The organism is Leisingera sp. ANG-Vp (assembly GCF_000813725.1).
GTDB lineage: Bacteria > Pseudomonadota > Alphaproteobacteria > Rhodobacterales > Rhodobacteraceae > Leisingera.
Genome location: NZ_JWLD01000113.1, coordinates 1 through 2,339 on the forward strand (window position 1 = coordinate 1; position 2,339 = coordinate 2,339).

The following is a 2,339-nucleotide window of genomic DNA, read 5'->3' on the forward strand; positions in this document are numbered from 1 at the left end:
GTCGGTGATCACCACATCCGGATCCACATCGGGGTACATGTCGACCCCTTCACGGCCATCCACGGCGCAGTGGTATTCAAACCCGGCCTCTTCCAGGGTGGCGGCCAGAAGATTCCGGATAGTGCGGGAATCGTCGATTGCCAGAACTTTGGTCTTCATGCTGTTTCCTCGTCTTCAAATCGGTTGGGCTCCAGCCCCAGAAGCGTCAGGGACTTGCGGCAGGGTTCGGTGATGTTGGTAACAGAGAAGCCTACCCCCTCGGACCGCCATTGCTGTTCTGCACCAAGCAGAAGCTGCAGGCAGCGCGAAGGCATCAGTGAAACCCCGCTGCAGTCGATTTCGACCGCTTGGGAGCGGGATCCTTGCAGAAAGGCGATCAGCGGATCCAGCTCCGCGAAGGCATTCGGCAGGTCCAAGATGTGCTTTTGCGTTTCCGTTGTCATTTTCGGCGATTCGCACCCCCGTTGTCGGCGATCTATTCGAGTTCGATGGGCCAATTCTTAGGGGCCGGGCCTTAACATTTGATTGCTGCCCAAGCGGCCTGCAGGGAGATTCATAAGGAGTGGGGGCGCAAAATTGCTCCGGAATTCCCCTCAATTTTTATCTGTGCCGCGGCGGGCCGGGGAATCACTTTGCGGCTCCGGCAGAGGTGTGCCGCAAACCGGGCACAGCCTGCGCGTGCATCTTTACCCGGCCTTTACGAAATGACGCTGGAGCGCGGCGGGAAACATTGGATTTTTGCAGTGAAACAAGGCCGAAACGCCCTTCCGTAAGCCGCAAATTAACATCTGCGCCGCATTCTGGGAGGCACATCACTTGCGGTGGCCTAGACCGCAATACTCTTAGGAGGACGGAATGAAAGCGCTCAAATCGCTCAAACTGGCACATAAGCTGCCGCTGTTTGTTGTTGGGCTTGTTGTACTGGTGACGGCAATCCTCGTCACCACCAGCACGATCAGCTTCCAGCGCAGCGCGGAAGACAATGCCCAGGATCAACTCCGTTCCATGGTGGCTGACCGGAAGCTTTCGGTGCAGACGCTGCTGGACGGAATTCATGCGGATGTTCAGACCTTGGCGGCGGTGCCGTCATCGGCGACCGCGATCGAATGGCTGACGATGACCTGGAATGACCTGGATGGAAATCCGGGCCAGGTCCTGCGGCAAGCCTATATCGATGACAACCCGCATCCGACCGGGCAGAAACATCTGCTGGCGCGCGGCAAGGGCGATTCGCCTTACCATATGCACCACGAGAGTTTTCATCCGGCCTACAAAACGCTGATCGAAAGCAAAGGCTACTATGATGCCTTCCTGATCAACCTGGCCGGCGACATCGTTTACTCGGTGTTCAAGGAAAGCGACTTCGGAACCAATATGATGTCCGGGCCGTTCAAGGATTCCGGCCTGGCCAAAGTGTACCGTGCAGCGCTGGAAGGCAGCCGCGGCGAAGTGTTCTTTGCCGATATGGAGCCTTATGCGCCGAGCGCCGGCGCGGCAGCGGCCTTTGCCGCGTCGCCCGTCGTGAATGACGCTAACCTCACGGTCGGCGTGCTGGCGGTGCAGATCCCTGTCGACCTGCTTGGTACCATTGTGAACAATGAGCAGGGCATGGGGCAGACGACTCAGATTTACCTGGCTGGTGCAGACATGAAGGCCCGAACAGGTTCGCGGTTTGACGGCGGCTTCGAGGTGCTGTCTCAGCTGCCATCGACCCAGCAAGTGGTGGAAGCCTTTGACGGAAAATCTCATGTGCAGAACGGCGTACCCGGGCTGGAAGGGCATCCGGTGCTGGCCTATTCGGAACCTCTGCCGCTGGCCTTTGCCAATTGGGCGATCATTGCCGAGCAGGACCTGGCCGAGCTGATGGCTCCCGCGGTTGCCAAGCGCAACATGCTGCTTCTGGCTTCGCTGGTCTGTGCCGGGGCCATGTCGTTCCTCGGCTGGCTGTTTGCCCGTTCCATCACCAAACCGATCGACCGGATCTGCGATGACATGGAAGCGGTCTCTTCCGGCAATCTCGACACCGTTGTCGCGGCGGCGGACCGCAGCGATGAAATCGGCAAGATCGGCAAGACTCTTATGTCGATGCAGGATGACCTGAAACTGGCCCGCGCGGCTGAAGAGGAACGCGCGGAAATGCAGCAGCAGCAGCAGCAAGTGGTCGAAAACCTGAGCGCCGGCCTGATGCAGCTGGCGGACGGTGACTTCTCGCAGCCGATCAACGGGGCTTTCCCGGAGGAATACGAGCAGCTGCGGCAGAACTTCAACAGCACGGTCAGCAATCTCAGCTCCACGGTGCAGCAGGTGGTCGAGGCCTCCGGCAGTATCCGCAACGGCGC

The 2,339-nt window shown here is 59.2% G+C and carries 3 protein-coding genes; 1 reads left to right on the top strand and 2 read right to left on the bottom strand.

The window, feature by feature from the left end:
• Together RA20_RS26265 and RA20_RS23880 are read right to left on the bottom strand one after the other, a co-directional pair.
• Nucleotides 1-159, bottom strand: a 159-nt coding sequence (locus RA20_RS26265; protein ID WP_039135187.1) for a response regulator, incomplete at its 3' end; no start/stop codon positions are given.
• Nucleotides 156-443, bottom strand: coding sequence for an STAS domain-containing protein (locus RA20_RS23880; protein ID WP_039135189.1), 288 nt, complete (start codon nt 441-443; stop codon nt 156-158). The genes RA20_RS26265 and RA20_RS23880, both read right to left, overlap by 4 nt.
• A 412-nt stretch (nt 444-855) precedes the next feature.
• Between RA20_RS23880 and RA20_RS23885 the strand changes: the two genes are divergently transcribed.
• Nucleotides 856-2,339 (top strand): methyl-accepting chemotaxis protein (locus RA20_RS23885; RefSeq protein ID WP_039135192.1); only part of this gene is annotated, 1,484 nt, incomplete at its 3' end.